Source organism: Polaribacter sp. KT 15, from assembly GCF_900143115.1.
Classification (GTDB): domain Bacteria; phylum Bacteroidota; class Bacteroidia; order Flavobacteriales; family Flavobacteriaceae; genus Polaribacter; species Polaribacter marinaquae.
The window spans coordinates 690,860-716,606 of the sequence record NZ_LT670850.1 but is presented as its reverse complement, the minus strand read 5'-3'; the positions used below and the strand labels follow the sequence as shown (position 1 = coordinate 716,606).

Annotated in this window: 22 protein-coding genes; 15 read left to right on the top strand and 7 right to left on the bottom strand. The window is 30.2% G+C overall.

The window, feature by feature from the left end; genetic code table 11:
- Nucleotides 1-89: 89 nt before the first annotated feature.
- Both B5464_RS03310 and B5464_RS03305 read right to left on the bottom strand, forming a co-directional pair.
- Nucleotides 90-1,604: a peptide MFS transporter gene (locus B5464_RS03310; protein ID WP_079737181.1), complete on the bottom strand. Its 1,515-nt coding sequence runs from the start codon at nucleotides 1,602-1,604 to the stop codon at nucleotides 90-92.
- A 2-nt stretch (nucleotides 1,605-1,606) separates the two neighbouring features.
- Nucleotides 1,607-3,826 (bottom strand): S9 family peptidase, encoded by a 2,220-nt coding sequence (locus tag B5464_RS03305; RefSeq protein ID WP_172830852.1) that lies wholly within the window; start codon nucleotides 3,824-3,826, stop codon nucleotides 1,607-1,609.
- 142 nt (nucleotides 3,827-3,968) lie between these two features.
- On the opposite strand from B5464_RS03305, the gene B5464_RS03300 reads away from it, so the two are divergent.
- From B5464_RS03300 to B5464_RS03275, 6 genes are all read left to right on the top strand, one after another.
- The gene (locus B5464_RS03300) at nucleotides 3,969-5,696 is read left to right on the top strand and encodes a hydroxymethylglutaryl-CoA reductase, degradative (RefSeq protein WP_079737179.1); all 1,728 of its coding nucleotides are present in this window, start codon (nucleotides 3,969-3,971) and stop codon (nucleotides 5,694-5,696) included.
- Nucleotides 5,696-6,625 carry a GYDIA family GHMP kinase gene (locus B5464_RS03295; RefSeq protein WP_079737178.1) on the top strand — a complete coding sequence of 310 codons (930 nt, stop codon included), beginning with the start codon at nucleotides 5,696-5,698 and terminating at the stop codon, nucleotides 6,623-6,625. The genes B5464_RS03300 and B5464_RS03295 overlap by 1 nt, the downstream gene beginning before the upstream one ends.
- A 72-nt stretch (nucleotides 6,626-6,697) precedes the next feature.
- Nucleotides 6,698-7,912, top strand: coding sequence for an NAD(P)/FAD-dependent oxidoreductase (locus tag B5464_RS03290; RefSeq protein WP_079737177.1), 1,215 nt, complete (start codon nucleotides 6,698-6,700; stop codon nucleotides 7,910-7,912).
- 34 nt (nucleotides 7,913-7,946) lie between these two features.
- Nucleotides 7,947-8,501: a thioredoxin family protein gene (locus B5464_RS03285; protein WP_079737176.1), complete on the top strand. Its 555-nt coding sequence runs from the start codon at nucleotides 7,947-7,949 to the stop codon at nucleotides 8,499-8,501.
- Between the two features lie 38 nt (nucleotides 8,502-8,539).
- Complete coding sequence (locus B5464_RS03280; RefSeq protein ID WP_079737175.1) at nucleotides 8,540-8,866, top strand: nucleotide pyrophosphohydrolase; 327 nt, start codon at nucleotides 8,540-8,542, stop codon at nucleotides 8,864-8,866.
- 1 nt (nucleotide 8,867) lies between these two features.
- Nucleotides 8,868-9,149: a hypothetical protein gene (locus B5464_RS03275; RefSeq protein WP_079737174.1), complete on the top strand. Its 282-nt coding sequence runs from the start codon at nucleotides 8,868-8,870 to the stop codon at nucleotides 9,147-9,149.
- On the opposite strand, the gene B5464_RS03270 is transcribed toward B5464_RS03275, so the two are convergent.
- The gene (locus B5464_RS03270) at nucleotides 9,146-9,754 is read right to left on the bottom strand and encodes a type IV pili methyl-accepting chemotaxis transducer N-terminal domain-containing protein (RefSeq protein ID WP_079737173.1); all 609 of its coding nucleotides are present in this window, start codon (nucleotides 9,752-9,754) and stop codon (nucleotides 9,146-9,148) included. The two genes, B5464_RS03275 and B5464_RS03270, sit on opposite strands and share 4 nt — an antisense overlap.
- 94 nt (nucleotides 9,755-9,848) lie before the next feature.
- The gene (locus B5464_RS03265; protein ID WP_079737172.1) at nucleotides 9,849-12,953 is read right to left on the bottom strand and encodes a glycosyl hydrolase; all 3,105 of its coding nucleotides are present in this window, start codon (nucleotides 12,951-12,953) and stop codon (nucleotides 9,849-9,851) included.
- Nucleotides 12,954-13,007: 54 nt separating this feature from the next.
- Between B5464_RS03265 and B5464_RS03260 the strand changes: the two genes are divergently transcribed.
- The 5 genes from B5464_RS03260 (at nucleotide 13,008) to B5464_RS03240 (ending at nucleotide 19,467) form a co-directional block, all read left to right on the top strand.
- The gene (locus B5464_RS03260; RefSeq protein WP_079737171.1) at nucleotides 13,008-14,237 is read left to right on the top strand and encodes a 3-phosphoshikimate 1-carboxyvinyltransferase; all 1,230 of its coding nucleotides are present in this window, start codon (nucleotides 13,008-13,010) and stop codon (nucleotides 14,235-14,237) included.
- Nucleotides 14,238-14,309: 72 nt separating this feature from the next.
- Entirely contained in the window at nucleotides 14,310-15,359 is a 1,050-nt protein-coding gene (gene queA, locus B5464_RS03255) for a tRNA preQ1(34) S-adenosylmethionine ribosyltransferase-isomerase QueA (RefSeq protein WP_079737170.1), read from the top strand.
- Between the two features lie 119 nt (nucleotides 15,360-15,478).
- Nucleotides 15,479-16,519, top strand: coding sequence for a 23S rRNA (adenine(2503)-C(2))-methyltransferase RlmN (gene rlmN / locus B5464_RS03250; RefSeq protein WP_172830893.1), 1,041 nt, complete (start codon nucleotides 15,479-15,481; stop codon nucleotides 16,517-16,519).
- Between the two features lie 25 nt (nucleotides 16,520-16,544).
- Nucleotides 16,545-17,522, top strand: coding sequence for a polyprenyl synthetase family protein (locus B5464_RS03245; RefSeq protein WP_077809967.1), 978 nt, complete (start codon nucleotides 16,545-16,547; stop codon nucleotides 17,520-17,522).
- Nucleotides 17,523-17,583: 61 nt separating this feature from the next.
- The gene (locus tag B5464_RS03240; protein WP_079737168.1) at nucleotides 17,584-19,467 is read left to right on the top strand and encodes a hypothetical protein; all 1,884 of its coding nucleotides are present in this window, start codon (nucleotides 17,584-17,586) and stop codon (nucleotides 19,465-19,467) included.
- A 6-nt stretch (nucleotides 19,468-19,473) separates the two neighbouring features.
- Here the strand turns inward: B5464_RS03240 and B5464_RS03235 are convergent, their stop codons facing one another.
- Nucleotides 19,474-20,982, bottom strand: a complete 1,509-nt coding sequence (locus B5464_RS03235) for a GH3 auxin-responsive promoter family protein (RefSeq protein ID WP_079737167.1) — start codon at nucleotides 20,980-20,982, stop codon at nucleotides 19,474-19,476.
- An 82-nt stretch (nucleotides 20,983-21,064) separates the two neighbouring features.
- Here B5464_RS03235 and B5464_RS03230 point away from each other — a divergent pair, with 82 nt between their 5' ends.
- Genes B5464_RS03230 through B5464_RS03215 form a run of 4 tightly spaced genes read left to right on the top strand, consistent with a single transcriptional unit; the run spans nucleotide 21,065 to nucleotide 23,849 of the window.
- Nucleotides 21,065-21,856 carry a DUF2797 domain-containing protein gene (locus tag B5464_RS03230; protein WP_079737166.1) on the top strand — a complete coding sequence of 264 codons (792 nt, stop codon included), beginning with the start codon at nucleotides 21,065-21,067 and terminating at the stop codon, nucleotides 21,854-21,856.
- Between the two features lie 10 nt (nucleotides 21,857-21,866).
- Nucleotides 21,867-22,448 carry a hypothetical protein gene (locus B5464_RS03225; protein WP_079737165.1) on the top strand — a complete coding sequence of 194 codons (582 nt, stop codon included), beginning with the start codon at nucleotides 21,867-21,869 and terminating at the stop codon, nucleotides 22,446-22,448.
- A gap of 22 nt (nucleotides 22,449-22,470) precedes the next feature.
- Nucleotides 22,471-23,424: a carbon-nitrogen hydrolase family protein gene (locus B5464_RS03220; protein WP_079737164.1), complete on the top strand. Its 954-nt coding sequence runs from the start codon at nucleotides 22,471-22,473 to the stop codon at nucleotides 23,422-23,424.
- A gap of 2 nt (nucleotides 23,425-23,426) precedes the next feature.
- A complete protein-coding gene (locus B5464_RS03215; RefSeq protein ID WP_079737163.1) occupies nucleotides 23,427-23,849 on the top strand; it encodes a secondary thiamine-phosphate synthase enzyme YjbQ in 423 nt (140 codons plus the stop codon).
- Nucleotides 23,850-23,852: 3 nt separating this feature from the next.
- On the opposite strand, the gene B5464_RS03210 is transcribed toward B5464_RS03215, so the two are convergent.
- Entirely contained in the window at nucleotides 23,853-24,656 is an 804-nt protein-coding gene (locus B5464_RS03210) for a Cof-type HAD-IIB family hydrolase (protein ID WP_079737162.1), read from the bottom strand.
- Between the two features lie 4 nt (nucleotides 24,657-24,660).
- Nucleotides 24,661-25,689: a LacI family DNA-binding transcriptional regulator gene (locus B5464_RS03205; RefSeq protein ID WP_079737161.1), complete on the bottom strand. Its 1,029-nt coding sequence runs from the start codon at nucleotides 25,687-25,689 to the stop codon at nucleotides 24,661-24,663.
- Between the last annotated feature and the right edge of the window lie 58 nt (nucleotides 25,690-25,747).

Genomic DNA, 25,747 nt, shown 5'->3' with positions numbered 1-25,747 from the left:
TTATAATACCAAACTTACAAATAAACTTTTAGGTATAAAAAAACCTCATAAACATAATTTATGAGGTTTTTTTTAAAGTATTTTTTTTATTAATGTACGTTACCCATTAATTTTTTCATTAACGGAGAAAACAATAGAACTACTGCTCCTGCTCCTAATGCATATAGTGCAATTAAATGGAAGCCATCAGTATATACACTTAGAGTGTCTAATGGATTAATAACTTGACCTGGAACATTTTCTATAGCTAGTTCTTCAGAAATAAAACCTACAATTTGAAATGCAAATGCAGAAGACAAGAACCAAACTCCCATCATAAAAGAAACAATGTTTTTTGGTGATAAATCTGTAATTTTTGATAATCCTACAGGAGACATAAACAACTCACCTACAGAAATTATAAAATACATTGCAAACAAATAATAAAAAGGAACCATTCCATTTTCGTTAGCACTTAAACCACTAATAGATAAAATGTAAAAACTTAAACCTGCAAATAATAATCCTAATCCAAATTTATAGGGTGTTCTTGGGTTTAAATTTCTTTTCGATAAATATCCCCATAAAAGAGAAACAGGAATTGCTAAAATGATGATAAACATAGAGTTTAGACCATTAGTTTGTCCTGCACTCATTATACCATCTAAATCAACATTTCTTGATGCAAAAAGTGTAATTACACTTCCAGATAATTCATGAAAACCCCAGAATAAAGTCATAAAAAAAGTAATTAATACTGCCATTATTAATTTCTTTCTAGCTTCATTAGTCTTTAAATTAAAAATAATATAACCAAGATAGATTAAAACTGCTACACCAATAAATTTAAAAATTCCTGTTACATAATTATCTTTCCATGAAGCTAATAACCAAGCTATAGCAGGTGCAGATAAAAAAGCAATAATTGGAATTAAAGTTTTTTGAGGTATACCTACAACTTTCTTTTCGTACACTTCTTCATTTGGCGGTAAACCTTTGTCTCCAAAAACATTCTTTTTAATTCCGCTCCAAAAGAAAATTAAACCAGTTAACATACCAATTCCAGCTAAACCAAAACCATAATGATAGCCATATTCAACAGCTAACCAAGCGCATAAGAAAGGAGCAACCATTCCTCCAATGTTAATTCCCATGTAGAAAATGGTAAAACCAGAATCTTTACGTACATCTCCATCTTTATAGAGAGCACCTACAAAGGTTGAAATGTTTGGTTTAAAAAAACCGTTACCAACAACAATAAAAGCAAGTGCTAAGAAAAACGCCATATCATTTTCTATAGCTAACACGAAATGACCTATTGTCATTAAAATTCCTCCTAAAAAAATAGAACTTCGCATTCCTAATATTTTATCAGAAATTTGACCACCAATTACTGTTGATGCATATACTAAAGAACCGTAAGAAGCATAAACTACTGCTGCAGCTGCATCTCTCTCTGCGATTGCTTTAAATATTTCGTTTACCATGTAAAGCGTAAGTAACGCTCTCATTCCGTAGAAACTAAAACGTTCCCATAATTCTGCAAAAAATAAGTAAAATAACCCTTTTGGGTGACCAAACATTTGTGGGTCTTCAGTAGCTGTACTAACTCCTTTGTCTAACATAATTATCCTTTAATTTTTGTTGTTGAATTTGATTTATTAATTAAATGCGTTTCTACAAAATTTGTCATTTTTGTATATAAATTTAAACGCGTATTTTTTCCTTTGTAAATGCCATGTGTTCTGTCTGGTACAATAAACATATCAAATTGTTTATTGGCATCAATTAGAGAATTTATCATTCTGTAACTATTTTGTACATGTACATTATCGTCTCCTGTACCATGAACTAGTAAGTAATTTCCTTTTAATTTTTCTGGATAATTAACAGGCGAATTATCATCATAACCAGCAGGGTTTTCTTGTGGTGTTCTTAAAAAACGTTCTGTATAAACAGTGTCATAAAATCTCCAAGAAGTTACAGGTGCAACCGCAATTGCAGTTGTAAAGATATCACTTCCTTTTAAAAGTGAATTTGTACTCATATGTCCGCCAAAAGACCAACCCCAAATACCGATATTATTTTCATCGATATAAGAGCGGTTTGCCAATTTTTTTGCTGCAGCAATTTGATCTTCAGTTTCATATTTAACTAAATTTAAATACGTAGATTTTTTAAAATCACTTCCTTTAAAACCTGTTCCTCTTCCATCTACGCAGACAATAATCATCCCTTTTTGGGCTAACATATTGTGCCAATAATCGTTACTTGCATTCCATTTATTAGCAACTTGTTGTGACCCCGGACCCGAATATTGAAACATTAATAAAGGATATTTTTTATTTTCATCAAAATCTGCAGGCTTAATCATCCACATATTTAAATCATTTCCATTAATAGAAATTGTAGAAAATTCTTTCGGACTCATTTTGTACTCAGATAATTCTTCTTTTAATTCTGAATTATCTTTGATAACCTTTAGCATTTCTCCTTCTGCTGTATATAAAGAATAAATTGGAGGAATTTCTGATGAAGAAAATGTATTGATAAAGTAGTTTAGATTTTTGCTAAAAGAAGCAGAATTTGTTCCTTTTTCATTACTTAAAAGTTTTTTATTTTTTCCATCTAAATCAATAGAATAAACACCTCTGTTGGTAGAACCATTTTCTACAGATTGATAATAAATTGTTTTTTTAGATTCATTGTAACCGTAATAATTTGTTACTTCCCAATCTCCTTTTGTAATCTGATTGATTAATTTTCCAGAGAAATCATAATGATAAATATGGTTAAAGCCGTCTTTTTCACTTGTCCAAATAAAGCTGTTATCATTCAAAAAAGTAAGATTGTCTGTAATATCTACATATGCCTTATCAGTTTCGTCTAATAACAAACTAGAACTACTTCTTAATGCATTTACTTTATGTAGTTTTAAATTGTTTTGATGACGGTTTAAAGTTGTTGCAACCAATACATTTGCATCATTAGACCATTTTATTCTTGGGATGTATTCATAATTACCTAAAGCAATTTTTTTGGTGTTTTTAGAAGATAACGTATACATGTGTAAAGTTACTTCTGCATTTTTTTCACCTGCTTTTGGGTATTTAAATACTTGCTGATTTGGGTAGTTTGCTGTACCAACCATATCCATAGAAAAAGTAGGAACATCGCTTTCATTAAAACGTAAAAAAGCTAAATATTTACTGTTTTTACTCCATTCGAAAGCTCTAACAAAACCAAATTCTTCTTCGTAAACCCAATCTGTAATTCCGTTAATTACATTGTTAAATTTACCATCTTTGGTTACTTGCGTTACTTTATTTCCGTTGGTAAGATTTAAAATATAAATATTGTTATTTTTTGCGTAAGCAATTTTTTTACTATCCGGAGAAAAAGTAGGCTCTTGAATATCTTTACCAATTAAAGTTAATTTTTTAGAATTAATATTATAGTAGTAAAATGTACCTGTAAAAGAACGTCTGTAGATTTTTTTAAAATCTGTACCTAAAATAACAGAAGATTCTTCTGAATTAAAATTATAAGAATCAAAACTTTTTAAATCCTTTAAACTAGCGCTATTTACTATTGTTTCTACTTTTTCTAAAGTTTTATAACTGTATTTGTCTACAGTTGTATTTCCTTCATCATCAGTATTTAGTAAAGAATAAAAATCACCATTCATAGAATTTAAAGCATTCATTCTTTTAGCCGAAAAAGTGCCATTCCAGATTTCTTCTAAAGTGATTTCTTTGTTTCCTGTTGTGTAATTAGTTGATGTTGTGGTTTTTTCTTTGCAACTAACAAGTAGAGATATAGTTGCTAAAATGAAGATTTTTTTCATTATAGACATCGTTTTAATAAAAGTTTGTCAAGTTTACGTAAAAATCCGCAAAAAATGTTTTAAAAATTGAGAAAACTTGAATATTGCATAATGTTTTAACGGATTGAATTATATTTGTTGCTGATAGTTTATAGCATATAAAATGAGTAAGAAAATAAAGGGTTTTTCTAAATTAACAAAAGAAGAAAAGATCAATTGGATTGTAGAAAATTATTTTAATAATAATTTAAATGTTGTTGATATTATAAAACAATATTGGAATTCTGATGTACAACTACAACAGTTGCACGACGATTTTATAGAGAATACCATTTCTAACTTTTATTTGCCAATGGGTGTTGCGCCAAATTTTCTTATAAACGATAAAGATTATGTTGTGCCCATGGTAACAGAAGAGAGTTCTGTTGTAGCTGCTGCTTCTTTGGTAGCTAAGTTCTGGAGTACAAAAGGCGGATTTAAAACAACCGTTTTAGGTACTACAAAAATTGGGCAAGTACATTTTATGTTTGCTGGCAATAAAGAAGATTTAACTTCTTATTTTAATAAAAATAAAACCGAATTGTATGCGGCAACTGCATCCATAACTAAAAATATGGAAAAACGTGGTGGCGGAATTTTAGACATACAGTTAATTGATAAAACAGATCAGTTAGAAAATTATTATCAATTACACATTACTTTTGAAACGAAAGATTCTATGGGTGCTAATTTTATTAATTCTTGTTTAGAAGCTATTGCTGCTAAATTTAGAAATGATGAAATTGAAATTGTAATGAGTATTTTATCTAATTACGTTCCAGAATGTTTAGTTAGAGCAGAGGTAAGTTGTAAGATTGAAGATTTGGGTGTAGAAAATCCGCAGAAATTTGCAGAGAAATTTTACCAAGCAGTTAAAATTGCCGAAGTAGAACCTTACAGAGCTGTAACGCATAATAAAGGAATTATGAACGGAGTTGATGCGGTTGTAATTGCTACTGGTAACGATTTTAGAGCTGTAGAAGCTGGTGTGCATGCGTATGCTGCAAAAGACGGAAAATATTCAAGTTTATCTCATTGTACGATAGACAACGGAATTTTTAGATTTTGGATAGATTTACCTTTAGCACTTGGTACGGTTGGTGGTTTAACTGCACTACATCCGTTAGCAAAATTATCTTTAGAGATGTTGCAAAAACCGTCTGCAAAAGAATTAATGCAAATTATAGCAACTGCTGGTTTGGCTCAGAATTTCGCAGCTTTAAGAGCGCTTACAACAAAAGGAATTCAGCACGGTCACATGAAAATGCATTTGCAAAATATCTTAAATCAATTAGGTGCTAATGCAGAAGAAAAAGAGATTATTGCAAATTATTTCGAAGGAAAAACAGTTTCGCATGCTGCGGTTGTATCTAAGTTCGAAGAAATAAAAAAAAAATCTATTAATTGGGTAGATTTTAAAAATGAATCTAGTTTAAGAGGTTTACTTAACAGTCTAGAAATAGAAACTCCTGCCGTTTTTGGTAAAATGAATGGACAACAAATGGTAGAACATTTGGCGTTGTTATTAAAGGTTTCTAACGGCAAAATAGATGCAGATTTTTTTGTTGAAGAAGAAAAATCATCTAGAAGAAAATCTTTTTTAGACACAGATAACGAATTACAAGTTGGTTTTAAAACCTCGATGCTATCAGAAGAACCAGTTCCTGCAAAGTTTTCTACCTTAAAAGATTCTATCGAAGATTTGATATTGCAAATAAAGAATTTTGAAACTCATTTTAAAACAAATGCAACAGAGAATCATCCATTTTTTGGAGAGTTAGATTACCAATATTGGTGCAAGTTTCATGTAAAACATTTTACACATCATTTTAAACAATTTAATTTAGTTTAATGAATTATTACTCAAACGGAAAACTGTTATTAACAGGTGAATATTTAGTGTTAGATGGCGCAAAATCTTTAGCGTTACCTACTAAGTTTGGGCAAGATTTAATTGTCGATCAAATAAAAGAACCACAATTAATTTGGGGAAGTTTTACAGATAAAGGAGAATGCTGGTTTGAAGCAGTTTTTGATTTAAAAAAAATGCGATTGGTTAATTGCACATTTAATTCAGAAAAAGAGGGTGGCGGAGATATTATTGCTGAAACATTATTAGGTATTTTAAGAGAAGCAAAGAAATTAAATCAAAATTTTTTAGAAGTCGAACATGGTTTTGTTGTAAAAACAATGCTTACTTTTCCTAGAAATTGGGGTTTAGGCACATCGTCTACTTTAATTAATTCTATTGCAAGTTGGGCAAATGTAAATGCTTTTGATTTGCTATGGAATTCTTTTAAAGGAAGTGGTTATGATATTGCTTGTGCTCAAAATAATACGCCAATTTATTATAAAATTAAAGACGAAAAGCCAGTTGTAGAGCAAATAGAATTCAATCCAGAATTTAAAGAAAATTTATTTTTTGTGCATTTAAATCAGAAACAAGATTCTAAAGAAGGTATTGCAAAGTTTAGAGAAAGTAATTTAAATTTTGATAAAGAAATTAAAAGAATTTCTCAAATTTCTGAAGAGTTTGTTAAATCTAAAAATCTACAAGCTTTCGAAAATTTAATAGTAGAACACGAAAATATTATTAGTAGTATTATCAAACTTACACCGGTTAAAGAAAAATTATTTCCAGATTATTTTGGTGCTATTAAAAGTTTAGGAGCTTGGGGTGGAGATTTTGTATTAGTTACAGGAAACGAAAAAACACCGGCTTATTTTAAAAACAAAGGTTACAAAACAATTCTTTCATATTCAGAAATGATTTTGTCATAGAATCATTTACATTAATTAAATACGTAATTCAAGTTTAATCACATAGATTTTTGAATATATAACAAATATAAAATGAAAAAAATAGTAATAATTGGTGGCGGTGCAGCAGGATATTTTACAGCAATAAATGCAAAAGAAAATAATCCTGATTTAGATATTACTATTCTTGAAAAAGGAAAAGATGTCTTACAAAAAGTTAAGATTTCTGGTGGCGGAAGATGTAATGTTACACATGCTTGTTTTGAACCTAAAGAACTGGTTAAATTTTATCCGAGAGGAGAAAAAGAATTGTTAGGTCCTTTTCATCAGTTTATGACAGGTGATACCTTTGAGTGGTTTGATGATAGAGGTGTTCCTTTAAAAATTGAAAATGATAATCGTGTTTTTCCAGAAGCAAATACAAGTCAGGCAATTATAGATTGTTTTCAAAAATCTGTGAGTAACTTAGGAATTAAAGTGTTGACAAATTCGGGAGTAAATTCAGTTTCTAAAGAAAATAACAAATGGAGTGTAAACACTAAAGAACAAGTTTTTGAAGCAGATCAATTAGTTGTAGCTGCAGGTAGTTCTAAAAAAGTTTGGGATTTATGCAAAACCTTAGATCATGCAGTGGTAGAGCCAGTTCCATCTTTGTTTACATTTAATATAAACGATAAAAGATTGGTCGATTTATTAGGGACTTCTGTGCCAAATGCAACTGTAAACATTATAGATTCTAAATTAGAAGCTTCTGGCCCATTATTAATAACGCATTGGGGTTTAAGCGGTCCTGCAGTTTTAAAATTATCTGCTTTTGGTGCAAGACTTTTAGCAGACAAAAATTACCAATACAATGTTGCTGTAAATTGGTTGTCTAGACCAACCGATAAAGTTTTAAATGTGCTTTTAAATTTAAAAAAGAAAGAACCTAGAAAAACCGTTATTTTAAAATCTCCTTTTACAGAGATTTCTAAAAGATTATGGGAGCGTTTTGTATTGTTTGCATCGATATCTAAAACTCAAAATTGGGCAGATTTAAGCAACGCACAATTAGAAAAGTTGGCTAAAGAGTTAACAAATGGTATTTACAATGCAAATGGCAGAACTACGTTTAAAGATGAATTTGTAACTGCTGGCGGAATCGATTTAAAAGAAATTAATTTTAAACGTTTTGAAAGTAAAAAGCATAAAAATTTGTTTTTTGTAGGCGAAGTTTTAAATATTGATGCAGTAACAGGAGGTTTTAATTTTCAAAATGCTTGGACAGGTGGCTTTATCTGTGCGAAAGCATTGGCAGAAGAAGAGTAAAATTTTATCAAAAAAAATCATAAAAAATTATAAAATGGCAAGAGCAGAATCTAACGAGTTTTTAATGGGAAGAATAGCGCCAGATTTTAACTTAATCAATACTGTAGATAATTCTTTTGTGAGCTTATCAAGTGCAAAAGGATCTGTTGGTACGGTAATTATGTTTATTTGTAATCATTGTCCGTTTGTGATTCATGTAAACCCAGAATTGATAAAAATGGCCAATGAATTTCAAGAAAAAGGAATTCGTTTTATTGCGATTAGTTCTAACGAAATAATAAATTATCCGCAAGATGCACCAAAGTTTATGAAAGAAGTTGCAGAGGATTTAAAATACCCATTTCCGTATTTATTTGATGAAACACAAGAAGTAGCCAAGGCATATGATGCGGCTTGTACGCCAGATTTTTATGTTTTTGATAAAGATTTAAAAGCAGTTTATCATGGGCAACTAGACGATTCTAGACCAGGAAATGGCGAACCATTAACGGGTAAAGATATTAGAGCAGCAATACATAATTTATTAGATAATAAGCCCGTTTTAGAAAACCAAAAACCAAGTGTTGGTTGCGGAATTAAATGGAATTAAATTAAAATTTAAATAATTCTTAAAAATTATAAGTAGAAATGAATATAGAAAACGCACAAAAACAAGTAGACGATTGGATTAAAAATCATGGAGTTCGTTATTTTAATGAACTTACAAATATGGCACAGTTAACAGAAGAGGTTGGTGAAGTCGCACGAATTATTGCTAGAAGATATGGAGAGCAAAGCGAAAAAGAATCTGATAAAAATAAAGATTTAGGTGAAGAGTTAGCAGATGTAATGTTTGTAGTTTTGTGTTTGGCAAATCAAACCGGAATAAACTTACAAGATGCTTTTGAAAAAAAGTTAGATATTAAAATCAAAAGAGATCACGACAGACATCATAACAACGACAAATTAAAATAAAATGAGTTTTTTTAAGAATTTTGTAGCTGGTGCTAAAATTGTTGCAGCTAAATTACAAACTAAAATATTTTGGATTAACTTTTTAAAAGTGGCGCTTCCTTTTTTTGTTTTAGTAACCATAATTAGTTTATTAATTAATAGTTCTAGTGCTATTTTTTCGGGGGATTTTGCTAAAGTGAATGCAACAAATTTTTCTGAAGGAAAATGGAAAAACTTTTGGGGTTTAAAGTTTTTTATTAGTGTATTTTACGGCATGTATGTAACGCTTAAAAAAATGTCTTAAACAATACTTTTAGTTTCTCTACCAAAAATAGGAATTATAATAAAAAACAAAACGTATAATAATAAAAGAAAAGAAGCTGCATGAAATAATAACTGCATTTGTTGTAGCTTATTAACTTTTATCTCAGACATTTTTTGATATTCTTCTACAATTTTATCCATAGAAACTAAGAATCCGTTTTCATTATCTCTAATTGTTTTTACTGATTTTACGAATAACGTGTCATTATGAATGTCGTTTAAAATAGCAGAAGATGCATCTTCTAAATTTTTATAATACGATTGGTTTTCTTTGTACAGATCGTTTAAATCTTGATTGTTGTAAAATTTTAAAACGATATTGTTGATGTAGTAATTTCCTATTTTAAAATCTTGATACGTTTCTCTAAAATCTAACATTTTATCTTCAAACGAATCTGTATTCTTAGCATTACTTGCAAAAAAAGCATCTTTTGTCAATTTTTGACTATACATTCTTTGCTTACCGGCTTTATTAATAATTTCGGCGTCGTAAGATTGCCTTTTGATGTCAAAGTGAAAGATAATTTGATTTGATACAACAAGTAAGGTAAAAAGTATAAAAGATAGGGTAACCTTTTTTTTCATTTCTGGGGATTTTGAATTGCAAATTAAATTAAAATAGTTTGAATAATAAAAAAAGCGACTATAAAGTCGCTTTTTTAAATTTTTATTATAAGATTTAGTCTAATTGTATAAGATCTATATCACTTTCTTTTACTCTTCTATTTAGCTCTTTGACGCCATTTGTAAATAAAGCATTTAGTTTTAATAATTCAGCATCAATTTCTTTAGTAATTTCATTTTTAAATTCGATAGCTTGTTGTGTAGGTGCATAATTACCGGTTCTAGTTAACGAATTTAAATGTGCTAATTTATTGTTTAGTCGAATAGGAAAGTTTAATGGATCTTGTCCGCTTTTAGATTTTGTTTGATATAGAGTTTCTTCAATTTTGGTAATATCCTTTACCAATTTGTCTGCAAAATCTAAAAGTTCTTTATGCTTTTTTCTGTCTTTAATAGATTTCTTTAAAGCACCAACCTGAGTTCTAATTTTCTTAACATTTTTTAAAGCTTTATGAATTTCTGTCATTTTAGCATTAATTTCATTAATAAAATCGAACTGAGCCTTCATTTCTTCTTCAGAAACTTCAGAAGAAGGGTTTCTTAAAATATTAAAATCTTTAGTTATGTTTTGGCTATTAACGGTTAATGTAACTTTGTATTTACCAGGTAAGGCCATTGGGCCATTTAAAGAAGCCCACCATAGAATCATACCTTTTACAGATTCTGCACCTGTGTACATCATATCCCAATAGAAAATATTATTACCATCTTTTACAGATAATTTTGCTTCTTTTTCTTTTGTATTTGGTTTAGTACTAAACTTTTTTATTAAGTTATTATTTGCATCTAAAAATGAAAGCGAGATGGTGTCTTTTTTATTTTCTTCTTTTATAAAATAAGAAACAGCAACACCACCTGGATGATTAGTGCCAGCAGTTCTAGAAGTTCTTCCTCTACCACCGCTCATATTATAAGCATCTTTTGGTTTGTAAAGAATTACGTTTGCGTTTGTATTTCTTTCAAGTTGATGTAGAGGTGTTAAATCATCAATAATCCACAGAGCTCTACCTTGTGTAGCTGCAATTAAATTATCGTTTTTAATAGCTAAATCAGTAATTGGTACAATTGGCAAATTTTTCTGAAAAGTTTCCCAATTTTTACCGTCATCAAAAGAAACGTATATTCCTTTTTCTGTACCTGCATACAATAAGCCTTTACGTTTTGGGTCTGCTCTTAAAGCTCTCGTAAAACTTTCATTTTCGATTCCGTTTACGATTAATTTCCAAGATTTACCATAATTCTCGGTTTTATAAATATAAGGTTTGTAATCACCAGATTTGTATTTAGTACCAACAATATATGCGCTTCCTTTGTCAAACGGACTAACTTCAATACAATTAATCATCATCCATTCTGGCATTTTTTTAGGCGTTACGTTAGTCCATGTTTCTCCGTTGTTTTTAGAAACGTGTACCAAGCCATCGTCAGATCCTGTCCAAATTAATCCAGGTTCTAAAGAAGATTCTGTAGCTGCAAAAATAGTTCCGTAGTATTCTACACCCGTATTATCTTTTGTAATTGGTCCTCCAGATGGTCCTAAAGTTTTTTGGTCGTTTCGAGTTAAATCCGGACTAATTAATTTCCAAGATTGTCCTTCATTTTCGGTAATATGTAAATGATTAGAGGCTGCATACAATCTCTTTTTATTATTTGGAGAAAAGAATATTGGAAAATTCCATTGAAAACGATATTTAAAATCTTCAGCACCATGACCCATTGGGTCGTCTGGCCAAACATTAACAGCTCTTGTTTCACCTGTTTTATGATTTTTTCTAGTAAGCAATCCTCCGTAACTTCCACCATAAACAATATCATCATTTAAAGGATCTACAGCAATGTGTGCACTTTCTCCTCCTGCAGTAGGTTCCCAATCAGAATCTGTAATAAATCTTCCTGCGGTTCTATGTGCAATTCTTATTGTAGAATTATCTTGTTGTGCCGCCAAAATTCTATACGGAAAATGGTTATCAGTAGTTACTCTATAAAACTGAGAAGTTGGTTGATTGTTCATTGTACTCCAGTTTTCTCCAGCATCAAAAGAAACTTGTGCGCCACCATCATCACCAATAATCATTCTTTGATTATCTTTTGGTGCAATCCATAAATCATGATGGTCTCCGTGTGGTGCATTGTATGTTTTATAAGTTTTTCCTCCGTCTGTAGATTTATGATAACGAACATTTAAAACATATAAAATGTCTTCATCTTGCGTGTCTGCATACAAACGTGTGTAGTACCATGCTCTTTGGCGTAGTTTTCTTTCAGCATTAATTAAACGCCAAGTATTACCTGCATCTGTAGATTTGTAAACACCACCTTTTTTGTTTTCTATTAAAGCGTAAACAATATCAGAATTTACAGGCGAAACAGTCACTCCGCTAATTCCCCAAATTCCGTCAGGAAGCCCTTTGTTTGTAGAAATGTTTGTCCACGTTTCTCCTTCATCGGTACTTTTCCATAAAGCAGAACCATCTCCACCAGAAGATAAACTGTACGGAGTTCTTCTGATATCCCATGTAGTTGCATACAAAATTCTTGGGTTATTAGGATCTATAATTAAATCTACTACACCAGAATTCTCATTAGAAAATAAAACTTTTTTCCAATTTTGACCACCGTCTATAGATTTATAGACACCTCTTTCTTGCGTTGGTTTGTATAAATCTCCCATAACTCCAGCAAAAACAATATTAGAATTTTTAGGATGAACTCTCATTCGCGGTATATGTCTGGCATTTTTTAAACCAATATGTGTCCAAGTTTTACCAGCATTTTCAGATTTCCAAACGCCATCACCAGAAGAAACATTTCCTCGAACCGTTTTTTCTCCCATACCTACGTAGATAACGTTGTTATCAGATTCAGAAACAGCAACAGCTCCTACCGAACCGCCAAAAAATCCGTCGGAAATATTTTGCCAAGTATTACCTGCATCATTAGTTTTCCAGACACCACCACCGGTTGCGCCCATATAAAATAGATTTGCCTTACCAGGTACGCCTGTTACAGCAGCGCTTCGACCACCTCTAAACGGACCAATATTTCTCCAAGTAATAGGATTAAAATTTTCGCTAGAAACTTTGTTAGCATTTTTTTGTGCATTAACTTTGACATTTACACACAAGAGCATGCAAACGACTAATAATAAGTGTTTTTTCATGTTGGTTAGTTGTAATTAAAGGTTTAAAAATAAGAATTAAAATCAGTTTTTAGAATGGACATATTGTTAAATGTTTTAAAGAATAGTAAAATAAATGAGGAAATCACAATTTCTGGTTCTAAAAGCGAATCTAATAGATTGCTTATTTTACAAAACCTTTTCCCTGAAATAACGATAAATAATTTATCAGATTCTGATGATTCTGTGCACATGCAACATGCACTTTCTACTGATAAAGAAATTGTAGACATTGGTCATGCAGGTACAGCAATGCGTTTTTTAACATCTTATTTTGCAGTTAAAGAAAATAGAGAAGTTGTTTTAACAGGTTCTGAAAGAATGCAAAACAGACCAATTGAGATTTTAGTAAATGCATTAAAAGATTTAGGTGCAGATATTAGTTATGAAGATAAAGTTGGATACCCACCAATACGTATTAAAGGAAAAAAAATAATAAAAGATAAAGTTGCAATTAATGGTAATGTATCTAGTCAATACATCTCATCTTTACTATTGATAGCATCAAAATTAGAAAAAGGATTAGAAATTGAATTGGTTGGTAAAATCACTTCGATACCTTATATAAAAATGACTTTAACGTTGCTAAATCAAATAGGAATAGAAACTTCATTTGAAGGGAATTTAATTAAAGTTTTGCCAAAAACGACTATTGATAAACAAACTGTTGTTGTAGAGTCTGATTGGTCTTCTGCAAGTTATTTTTATTCGATTGTAGCTTCATCGCAAATAGGGTCTTCAATAAAATTGTCTGCCTACAAGCAAGAAAGTTTACAAGGAGATTCTTGTTTAGCAGAAATTTACAAGCACTTTGGTGTAGCTACTAGTTTTTCTGATAATTCGATTACATTATCAAAAGAAAAAGTAAGCAGCAAAGAGGTTTTAGAGATCGATTTAAAAAACGCCCCAGATATTGCACAAACAATAGCAGTAACTTGTTTTTCTGAAAACATTGCGTGTAATTTAACGGGTTTACATACACTTAAAATTAAAGAAACCGATAGGTTAGAGGCTTTAAGAGAAGAATTAACAAATTTAGGTGCTTCAATTTCTGTGACTAATGAAACGTTACATTTAGAAGAAGGTTCTTCAATCAAAGAAAACATAGCAATAAAAACCTATAACGATCATAGAATGGCAATGGCTTTTGCACCTTTGGCGTTAAAAGTTCCTATTAAAATTTTAGATGCAGAAGTTGTTACAAAATCGTATCAAAAATTTTGGAAAGACATGCAACAAATTGGTATTAAGGTAGAAGAACTTTAAATTAATAGGCGAAACACTTGACAACGCCTATCTCTATATCGTATATTTGCATGTTTTAGAAGAAATACATATATGAAATTATCGCATTTTGAATTTGAATTGCCAGAAGAATTATTGGCAGTTTATCCTGCAGAGCACAGAGACGAATCTCGTTTAATGGTGTTAAATAGAGCAGATGGTACTATTGAACATAAACAGTTTAAAGACGTTATTAATTACTTCGACGAAGGTGATGTAATGATGTTAAATAATACCAAAGTTTTTCCTGCTAGAATGTTTGGTAACAAAGAAAAGACAGGTGCTAGAATAGAGGTTTTCTTATTAAGAGAATTAAATGCAGAAAATAGATTGTGGGATGTTTTAGTAGATCCTGCAAGAAAAATTAGAATAGGAAATAAATTATTTTTTGGTGAAGACGATAGTTTAGTAGCAGAGGTTATAGACAATACAACTTCTAGAGGAAGAACTTTACGTTTTTTATTTGACGGTTCTTACGAAGAGTTTAGAGCTAAATTATTAGAATTAGGACAAACACCATTGCCTAAAGAAATTAATAGAGAAGTAGAGCCTTCAGACGAAGAAAGATACCAAACTATTTTTGCCAAAAATGAAGGAGCTGTTGCTGCACCAACTGCAGGTTTACACTTTTCTAAACATTTATTAAAACGTTTAGAAATAAAAGGTGTTGATTTTGCAGAAATGACTTTACACGTTGGTTTAGGCACATTTAGTCCAGTAGAGGTAGAAGATTTGTCTAAGCATAAAATGGACTCTGAGCAAATTATTATTCCAGAAGCTTCTGCAAACATGATTAATAAAGCTAAGAAAGACAAAAGAAGAGTTTGTGCAGTTGGTACAACTGTTATGAGAACAGTAGAATCTTCTGTATCTTCTAAGCAAGAATTAAATGCTTTTGAAGGTTGGACAAACAAATTTATTTTTCCACCTCACGATTTTAGTATAGCTAATGCAATGATTACTAATTTTCATCCACCAAAATCTACTTTACTAATGCAAGCAGCTGCTTTTGGAGGTTATGATTTTGTAATGGAAGCTTACAAAGAAGCAATTAAAGAAGGATACAAATTCTCTACTTACGGAGATGCAATGTTAATTCTATAATATTTTTAATATTTAGAAATACAATATATTAAAACTGACACTTTTTTAAAGTGTCAGTTTTTTTATGCATATTTTTGCAACAGAATTTATTTTGAAATCATTTAATTTTTAATCCTTCTATTTTGAATAAAAAGAAAGACATAAGAGCCTTAACAAAAGAACAATTAAGAGATTTTTTTGTGGCAAATAATGATAAAGCATTTCGTGGTAACCAAGTTTACGAATGGTTATGGAGCAAGTCTTTACATACTTTTGAAGATATGACAAATATCTCTAAAGCTACCAGAGAAATGTTAGAAGAAAACTTTGTGATTAACCACATTAAGGTAGATTCTATGCAAAAAAGTAAAGACGGTACCATAAAAAACGGAATTAAATTACACGATGGTTTGGTTGTAGAATCTGTTTTAATTCCTACAGAAAAAAGAACCACAGCTTGTGTTTCTAGTCAAGTTGGTTGTAGCTTAGACTGTAAGTTTTGTGCTACTGCAAGATTAAAAAGAATGCGTAATTTAAATCCTGATGAAATTTACGACCAAGTAGTTGTTATCGATAAACAAAGCAGATTGTATCATAACAAAAAACTAACAAATATTGTTTTTATGGGAATGGGAGAACCATTAATGAACTATAAAAACGTATTAAAATCTATAGAGATGATAACGTCTCCGGAAGGGTTAGGAATGTCATCAAAAAGAATTACAGTTTCTACATCGGGTGTACCAAAAATGATTCGTAAAATGGCAGATGAAGAAGTTAAATTTAATTTAGCAGTTTCATTACACTCAGCAATAGACGAGGTTAGAACATCAATAATGCCTTTTAATACAAATTTTCCTTTAAAAGACTTAAAAGAATCTTTAGAATATTGGTACGAGAAAACCAAAAGAGCAATTACTTATGAGTATGTTGTTTGGGATGGCATAAATGATAGAAAAGAAGACATCAAAGCTTTGGTAGATTTTTGCAAATATGTACCATGTAAAGTTAATTTAATAGAGTACAATCCAATAGACGATGGTGAATTTCAACAAGCAAGTTCTTCAGCAATAAATAATTATATTTCTAATTTAGAAATGCACGATATTACAATAAATGTAAGAAGAAGTAGAGGTAAGGATATTGATGCGGCTTGTGGTCAATTAGCAAATAAATCTTAAATAGTAAAAAAACAATTTTCGACCTATGAATTTAGTGGAACAAATTAAACAACCAATCATAAAAGAAATGGAACTTTTTGAAGAAAAGTTCAAAGATTCTATGTTGTCTAAAGTTCCGTTATTAAACAGAATTACCTACTATATTGTTCGTAGAAAAGGAAAACAAATGCGACCAATGTTTGTTTTTTTAGTTGCTAAAATGGTTTCTGATGGTGGTTTTGATGAAAGAACTTATAGAGGCGCATCTGTTGTAGAATTAATTCATACAGCAACATTGGTGCATGATGATGTGGTAGATGATAGTAATAGAAGAAGAGATTTTTTCTCTATAAATGCCTTATGGAAAAATAAAATTGCAGTTTTAGTAGGCGATTTTTTATTGTCTAAAGGATTATTGCTTTCTATTGATAATGAAGATTTCGATTTACTAAAGTTGATTTCTATTGCTGTAAGAGAAATGAGTGAAGGAGAACTACTTCAAATTGAAAAAGCAAGAAAATTAGACATTACAGAGGCAGTTTATTTTGATATTATTCGAAAAAAAACAGCAACTTTAATTGCAGCTTGTTGTGGTATTGGTGCAGCATCTGTAGGTGTAAATCAAGATTGTGTGCGTAAAATGCGAAAGTTTGGAGAATACATCGGAATCGCCTTTCAAATTAAGGATGATTTATTTGATTATTCTGATGCTAAAATCGGTAAACCTACCGGAATAGACATTAAAGAGCAAAAAATGACTTTGCCATTAATTTATACTTTGAATAATTGCTCTAAAAAAGAGAAAGCATGGTTAATTAACTCTATTAAAAAGCATAATAAAAATAAAAAAAGAGTAAAAGAAGTAATTGCATTTGTAAAAGCAAATGGTGGTATCGATTACACAATCGATAAAATGAACAGTTACAAATCGAAAGCCTTGGCGATTCTTAAAGACTTTCCAGATTCAGAGTATAAAAACTCTTTATCAACTATGATTGATTATGTAGTAGAACGTAAAATATAGTTTGCTTATTCTAATAGTTTTGTTAAATTTGGTTTTATTGCTATAAACAGAATTTAATACTATGAAAATTTATCAAAGCCTTGTGCTTTTGTTTGTGCTAACATGTACACAAATATTACAATCTCAAAATTCTTTAGGGTTTACTTTTCCAGCTACTAACGCAGAGAGAAATCAAAAATGTAGTTATTTTACAAACGCTTTTAGACAAAAACCTAAAGAAGTTGGTTTTGGAATAAAAAGAGAAGGAAATAATTTATATTTTACTACTAATAATAAAAAATGGTTTACTGCTCTATTTAAAAAATCAGGAGATGGTATTGCTATTGATGTGGTTTCTAAGTCTAGATATAAATGTGAAAATGAATTAGATGCTTCTCAAATTAAAGGAACCGTTCTACCTGCAGTTTTTGCACAGAAACTATTAAGAGGTTTTAAAAAAGTTACTGGTACTAATAGTTTTAGAACATTAGTAGGTTCTGTACCTGCTGCTTTGGCAAAAGAAGAACTAGAGTTTAATATCTTATTTCTAAACAACAAAGCATTATGTAGATATCAAACTACTTACAATTTAGATTCTTATGGTTGGGATTTGTTAGATATGGGTGTTTATTTAGATTCATTAACCTATAAAGATAAAAGCATCAACACTTCAGATAAATTTATTACAAAATATAAAACTTTAAAGTTTGTAATACCTTTTCAAAAGAATAAATACGACTATTCATCAGAAGACATAAAGCCGTTATATGATAGTTTAAGATTAACAGATTTTAATATTAAAAAGATAAATATTAAAGCTTACGCATCGATAGAGGGTAGTTTAAAGAGAAATATAGAACTTCAAGAAAAAAGAGCCAATAGTATTGTAAAATCTTTACAAACTTTTCAAAAACCGAATATTGTTACAGAAATTTCTTCTTCAGAGAATTGGGTAGAATTCTTAAATGATATTTCTAAAACAAAGTATAAAAGTTTTAAAACTTTGCCAAAACAAACAATTAAAAATAAGGTTGTTGGCGAAGTGTCAAAAGATTTAGAAAAATATTTACAAAAGCATCGAAAAGCAGTTGTGATATTAGAGTTAGAACGAAAAGACAAGTATAAAAATATGTCGAAAGAAAAGTTGGTAGCAACATTTAACGATCTTGTTCTAAAAGAAAATATAGAAGAAGCTTTAGTAGTGCAGAATTCTATTTTTGAGAAACTTAAAAAAGAAAGTTCGCCAGATTTATTAAATACTTTAAATGTACCCAAACAAAGAAAATTTGTACCAATTCTTAATAAGAATAGTATTTATAAGTATATATTAAATTTAAGTTATGCTAAAATTGCTTTTGACGAACTTAAAAAAATCGAAAAGTTAGATCCTAAGAATAAAAACATAAAGTATAATTTGATAGTTGTAAAGTTTATCATTTGGAAAAATAATTGGGAAAAAATCGAAGCAAATTCGTTTAAACAAGAAATTTTAAAGTTAAAATCTTACGGAATCAAACAACATTTAATTGATAGAATGTTGGTGAATTTTCATATTGTAAAAGCAGAAAAAGATATGAGAGCTAGAAAGTACGATGAAAAAGATGCTTCTGTAGAATTTATTATTGATACATATGAAAACTTTAATTTATCGAATTACGATTATCTAAGTTTAGCACAATTTTTAACTTATTATGCAAACACAGATGAAGCTACAGAGGTTTTAGATGAAAAAGTAAAAACAATTACGATAGATGAAGATTTACTTTTTTATTATTTAAATTTAACAATAGTAGATGAGTACGCTGTAGATTCTCAAAATTACAGAACAATCATGTTAAATGCTATCGAAATGAATAGAGACCGTTTTTGTAAATTATTTAATTCTTCTTTAGAAGATGGTGTTACTTTTCAATTACTAGAAAATAAATATTTAAGAGCTACTTACTGCGAGAATTGCACTAAATAAATAGTTTTATAAACTTAAAAGCTCTTCTATAAACTCTCTAGAATTAGACAATCTTGGTACTTTATGTTGTCCGCCAAGTTTGTTTTTTTTCTTTAGCCAACTATAAAACAAGCCTTCTTTAGCCAAATGAACTTTAGGAGGCATTAATGTAATGTTTAAATAACGTTTAGCTTCGTAATCAGAATTTATAGACTTTAAAGCATTGTCTAAAACTTCAGAAAAATACCCCATAGATTCTGGTTTATTAATAAATTCAATAATCCATTCATGGCCACCTTTTTCTTTTCCTTGCATAAAAATTGGTCCAACGGTATAATCTGCAATCGTTGCAGTTGTTTTTTCACAAGCCAATTTAAGAGCATCTTCTACATTTTCGATATTTAATTCTTCACCAAAAACATTAATATAATGTTTGGTTCTACCTGTAATTTTAATTCGATAAGGTTCTAAAGATGTAAATCGAATTGTATCACCAATTAAATAACGCCATAAACCACCGTTTGTAGTAATAACCAGTGCGTAATCAATATCTTTTTTAACATCAGCTAAAGTAATTGCATTCGAGCTTTCACCTTTATATTCGCTCATCGGAATAAATTCATAGAAAATTCCGTAGTCTAACATCAACAATAATTCCTTCGAGTTATTTCTGTCTTGTATTGCGAAGAATCCTTCGGAAGCATTGTAGATTTCGTAGTATTTAAAATCGGATTTAGGGATGATTTTTTTGTATTGTTCTCTATACGGATTAAAGTTAACGCCACCATGAAAATATACTTCTAGGTTGGGCCAGACTTCTAAAATATTGTCTTTGCCAGAGCGTTCTAAAACACGATTTAAAAGAACCAACATCCAACTTGGTACACCAGCTAAACTTGTAATATTTTCGTTAATAGTTTCATCAATAATTGCATCCATTTTTGTTTCCCAATCGCTCATTAAAGCAACTTCTTGACTCGGTGCTGAACTAAAATCTGCCCAAAAAGGCATGTTTTCGATAATAATTGCAGACAAATCGCCAAAATAAGAACCATTGTCTTGGTAAACTTCCGAGCTGCCACCCAAACGCAAGCCTTTACCAGTAAAAAGTTGGGTTTTAGGGTTGTTGTTTATGTATAAACACAACATGTCTTTACCAGCTTTCATATGGCAATATTCTAACGCATCATCAGAAACGGGTATAAATTTACTTTTAGCATTTGTTGTACCACTCGATTTTGCAAACCATTTAATGTGCGATGGCCAAAAAATATTTTGTTCGCCTTTTCTACAGTTTTCTATAAGTGGCTCAAAGGTTTCGTATTTCTGAATCGGAACATGTTTAGCAAAATCTGCATGATTTTTAATAGAACTAAAATGATGTTCTTTACCGAAAGAAGTTTGTTTGGCAGTTTGAATCAATTTTAAAAGCAATTCATTTTGTACATCTTTTGGGTACTTTAAAAACAGTTCAATTTGGTGTTTTCGTTTCTTCAAAAACCAAGAAATTATAGAATTGATAATCTGAAAAGCCATAGAAATTCGTAAGTTTGTTTAGTACGATTTTTATGCAGTTTGCAATTTAAAATCGAAGTTTAAAAATACTAAAATTTGTGAGATGATTTACCAAGGAGTTTTAAAAAAAATGATGACCGAAAATGCAGAGGAAATTCAGTATTATTTAGATATGAAAACTGATTTTTTAAACATGAACCAGTTAATTAACAAAGAAATATCTTTAAGTTTTGTTACTTACGAGTGTTTAAATTGTGGTTTAGAAAAAACCATATATAGACAAGGTTTTTGTAAATCTTGCTTTTTTGAAACGCCAAATGCTGGTGATTGGATTATGAAACCAGAATTAAGTAAGGCACATTTAGATATTGAAGATAGAGATTTGGCCTACGAAAAAAAGGTGCAATTACAGCCGCATATTGTTTATTTAGCTAATTCTAGTAATGTAAAAGTTGGTGTTACAAGAAAACAACAAGTACCAACCCGTTGGATAGATCAAGGTGCGCATGAAGCTATAGAAATTGTAGAGGTGCCAAATCGATATTTAGCTGGTATTACAGAGGTTGCATTAAAAGAACATGTTGCAGATAAAACCAATTGGCGTAAAATGCTTAAAAATGATATTGAAGATGTAAACTTAGTCGAGTGGAGAGAGAAGTTAAAAGAGTTTATACCAGAGGAAGCAAAAGAATATTTTATCGAGAATAATTCTGAAACAAACATCAATTTTCCTGTACGTAAATATCCAGCAAAACCTAAAAGTTTAAACCTTATTAAAACGCCTAAATATACAGGTAAATTAGTTGGTGTAAAAGGGCAGTATTTAATCTTTGATGACGAAACTGTTTTTAACGTTAGAAGTAATGAAGGTCTCGTTGTAAGTATCGAGGTTTAAATTTGAATTGATGAAAAATTTTATAAACCTTGCTTTTTTACTTTTATTATTTGTTTTTCCAGTTTCTGGACAAGAGCTTTTAGAAGGACAAAAAAGATGGAGTGCAACCGAAAAATTATCTTTAGAAGATTATAGTATTAAAAAAAACTATAACGATGCTATTCTTAGTCAGTTTCTAATCTCATACGAATCTAAAGGTTTTGATTTTTTTAAAAAAAATCTGAATAGTAGAGTTGAGAATATTTCTATTGGGAAAGGTTCTTATATAGATACTACAAAAATTAATAACATAGAGAAGCAACTAGAATTTCAGCAATTGCAGTTCGATTTAGCAGAAATACAAGCAAGAAAATTTAGAAAAAGGCTTTTTTTGGGAAAAAAGAAGTTAGTTAAGGGATTCGAAGTGATGAAATTAATTAGTAATGAAATATCGAATGAGTTTGCCGAAATTCGAATGAGATTCATAAATGAAACAAATAATGGTAATAATTTAAAGGTTTTAGAAGTTTGGAAATCGAAGGTGAAGAGTGAGTTGAAGGAATTAAATGAATTTCGCTTTGAAAACAGAAAGAAAATAAAAAAACGAAACTAATAGTTTACGATAATCAAGAATTATGAAAAACAATTTACTAAAAGTTGCATTGGCACAAATTTCACCGGTTTGGTTAAACAAGGAAAAAACAATCGAAAAAATACAAAAATCGATTGTAGATGCTTCAAAAGAAAATTGTGAACTCATTGTTTTTGGTGAAGCTTTGCTACCAGGATATCCGTTTTGGGTTTCTTTAACAGATGGTGCTGCTTGGGATTCTAAGGTTCAAAAAGAAATTCATGCACATTATGTTAGAAATTCAATTACGATAGAAAAAGGCGAATTAGATACTATTTGCGATTTAGCTAAAGAATATAAAATTGCTGTCTATTTAGGAATTATGGAACGTGCTCAAAATAGAGGCGGACATAGCATTTACGCTTCTTTAGTTTATATCAATGCTGATGGAATTATAAAATCTGTCCACAGAAAATTACAACCAACTTACGAAGAACGTTTAACTTGGGCGCCAGGAGACGGAAATGGTTTACAAGTACATCCGTTAAAAGAATTTACCGTTGGAGGCTTAAATTGCTGGGAAAACTGGATGCCTTTACCTAGAACTGCTTTATATGGTTTAGGCGAAAATTTACATATTGCTGTTTGGCCTGGTAGCGATTACAATACAAAAGATATTACACGATTTATAGCAAGAGAATCTCGTTCTTATGTAATTTCTGTATCTAGTTTAATGAGCACAAAAGATTTTCCTAGAGAAACACCGCATTTAGATAAAATACTAGAAAAAGCACCTGCTGTTTTAGCAAATGGAGGTTCTTGTATTGCAGCTCCTAACGGAGAATGGTTGGTTGAACCTGTTTTACATAAAGAAGGTTTAATTATCGAAACCTTAGATTTTAATAGGGTTTTAGAAGAAAGGCAAAACTTTGATGTTGTTGGGCATTATTCGAGACCAGATATTACCAAATTACAGGTAAACAGAGAAAGACAAAGTACTGTTTATTATAAAGATTAAGTATGATTTTTGAACAAAAGGAAATTCGACTAAAACCTTATGTAAGAGGTTTTCATTTAATTACGGATATAATTATAGCGGAATTTCCGGCATTTAGAAAAATTGAAAAAGGAATTTTAAAGATATTCATAAAGCATACATCTGCCAGTTTAACGATAAATGAAAATGCAGATGGTACAGTAAGATCAGATTTTGAAAAACACATAAATATTTTAGTTCCAGAAAATGCGGCTTATTACGAACATATTTACGAAGGTAGCGATGATATGCCGGCACATATTAAAGCATCACTTTTAGGCTCTTTTGTAGAAATACCCATAACCAAAGGAGTGTTAAATTTAGGTATTTGGCAAGGTGTTTACTTAGGAGAACACAGAAATAATGGTGGTTCTCGTTCTATTGTTGTAACAGCTTTTGGTGTTTAATGGTTAAGCCTTAACTAATTTTTCTAAAACACTTTCTACTCCAAAATTATCATTACTTGTAGTTGCATAATTTGCAATTTCTGTGATGTCTTTATGAGCATTTTCCATAGAAAAACTAAAAGCGGCTTCTTTTAGCATTTCAATATCGTTATGGTAATCACCAAAAACCATGGTTTCTTTTTTAGAGACATTTAATAAGTTTTGCACTTGTCTTAAAGCATTGCCTTTATTGGCTTTGTCTGTAGAAATATCTAACCAGTTTTGACCAGAAACTTTTAAAAGATATTCATTTTCTAAATGTTTTATCGCTGGTAAAATATAAGCTTCTGATGATTTAAAGTTATACACCGCTATTTTTAAAATAGGAGTGTGTTTTACAACATCTAATAAGTCGTCTACTTTGTTATAATTATGGTAATATTCTTTAAAATAACCAATAAATCGCTCGTCTTTACTTTCTATAAAAGCAGCGTCTTTGGTACATAAAACAAAATTGGTATCTTCTATTTCTCTTAAAATCGGAATAATTTTCTCAATCTTAGAAGCTTCTAAAGATTCTTGTAGTAATATTTTATCTGCTTTTTTTGCTATTGCTCCATTTTCTGCAATAACATAAATATCATCTTTAATTGCAGCTAATTTATCTACAATACTGTGATATTGTCTTCCGCTAGCGGCACAAAATGTGATGTTTTTTTCTTGTAGTTTTTTAAAAAGGTCGAAAAATAACGGACTAACTTCTCCTTTTGAGTTTAGTAGTGTTCCGTCCATATCAGAAACTACTAGTTTTACCTTACTTAAATCCATTTATTTAAGATTTTTTAGTAGAGTTTCGTTCTACTAAATCTGTTTTAATAATTACCGTTTTAGGTTGGTCTTTAGGAGCCGCTTTGTTTTCTAATCTTTCAATTAATAGTTTTGCTGCAGTTGCACCCATTTTTTCTCCGTGCTGACTCACAGTAGTCATTTTTGGTTGAGAATGTCTCGCTAAAATTCCGTTAGAAAAACTAACAACAGCAAAATTTTCGGGTACTTTTAAACCTTTTTTCTGTGCAATTTTCATTGCCGCAATTGCAGAAGATTCGTCTGTAGCAATCACTGCATCTATTTCATTTGCATCAAAAATAGGAGCTAAAATACTTTCGTATTTTTTATAATCTTCTTCAATAATATTTATAATTAGTTTATTATTCACCGGCAAACCAGCTTTTTCTAAACCTTTTAAGTAACCTTGATGTCTTTTTTTACCAATTTCTAAATTGCTAATTGTAGAGATAAATGCAATGTTTTTACTACCAGCTTTCGCTAAGTATTTTACAGTTTTAGAAGCACCTTTAAAATCGTCTGTAATAACTTTATCACAATTAATAATTTCTGCAACTCTATCAAACATTACAATGGGTGTGCCGTTGTCTAAAATATCTTCGCAATGTTTAAAGTCGTTTTTTAACACGGTTTCTTCTGCCAAAGAAAGTATAAATCCATCGATACTTCCGTTAGAAAGCATTTCCATAGTTTCTACTTCCTTGTCATAAGATTCGTTAGAAATACAAGAAATAATTTTATAGCCTTTTTCGTTGGCAACTTTTTCGATACCATTAAATACTTGTGCAAAAAAGTAGTTTAACATATTTGGTATAATTATACCAATTGTTTTTGTAGACCTGTTTTTAAGACTTAACGCATTAAAGTTAGGTTTGTAGTTGTTTTCTTTTGCGTATTTCTGAATTTTTTCTTTAGTACTTACGCTAATTTCATAACTGTCGTTCAGCGCTTTAGAAACCGTTGAAATAGATACACCAAATTGTTTAGCTATGTCTTTTATTGTAAGTCTTTTCATATATGATAAAAAATTAGTGACCAAAATACAAAAAACTCAGTAGATAAGAAGAAGTTCG